The sequence below is a fragment of the Synechococcus sp. R6-7 genome, assembly GCF_047461695.1.
Lineage (GTDB): Bacteria > Cyanobacteriota > Cyanobacteriia > Thermostichales > Thermostichaceae > Thermostichus.
Map to the genome: position 1 here is coordinate 1 of NZ_JANSHS010000254.1, position 812 is coordinate 812.

Sequence of the window (812 nt, forward strand, 5' to 3'; positions counted from 1 at the left end):
ACGCAAGGGAGTGCGAGACAGCTTTTACCTAGAAGGCAACATCCGCATTTCTGGCGACCGCATCAAGGTGCCTATCTTCGGTTGGCTGCGCTGTGCAGAGTTACTTCCGGCGACCACACCCAAGAACGTGGTCATTAGTCTTCGCGCCGGACATTGGTATATCTCCTTCAAATATGAAGCTCCAGCGCCTCAGGTGGAGAAGACCGGGGAAGTTGTGGGAGTGGACTTAGGTATCCATCACCTGGCCACCTGTTCCGACGGGGAAGTATTCGAGAACCCAAAGCCCTACCGCAAGGCGAGGAAGCGTCTGGCCAGACTGCAACGGCGGCTGAGTCGCAAGCAGAAGGGATCCGCTAACCGTAAGAAGGCGGTGGTGCAGTTAGGCAAGGCCCATAAGCGGGTGGCAGACATTCGGCAAGACAATCTGCACAAGCTAACGACTTACCTGGCCAAGAAGTATCGGGTGGTGGTGATTGAGGGCTTGCAGGTGAAGAACCTGCTCAAGAACCGCAAGCTGGCAGGAGCGCTGTCAGACTGTGGGTTCTACGAGTTTCGGCGACAGCTAGAGTATAAGGCCCGGCTCTACGGCTGTCAGGTGGTGGTGGCGGATAGGTTTTATCCGTCCAGCCAACTGTGTTCAGGGTGTGGGCACCGACAGAAGATGCCACTGCAGGAAAGGGTGTTTTGCTGCCCGTGTTGTGGTCTGGAGCTAGACCGCGACTTGAATGCAGCCCTAAACCTGTTGCGGTGGTACAGAACTACCCCAAGCTCTGGGGGAAGTGACGCCTGTGGAGACTCCTCTGGCGGGGTGG

The 812-nt window shown here is 56.9% G+C and carries 1 protein-coding gene; it reads left to right on the forward strand.

Annotation, left to right across the window (positions count from 1 at the left end):
- Positions 1 to 812, forward strand: an 812-nt coding sequence (locus NW815_RS07970) for an RNA-guided endonuclease InsQ/TnpB family protein (protein WP_414415882.1), incomplete at both ends; no start/stop codon positions are given.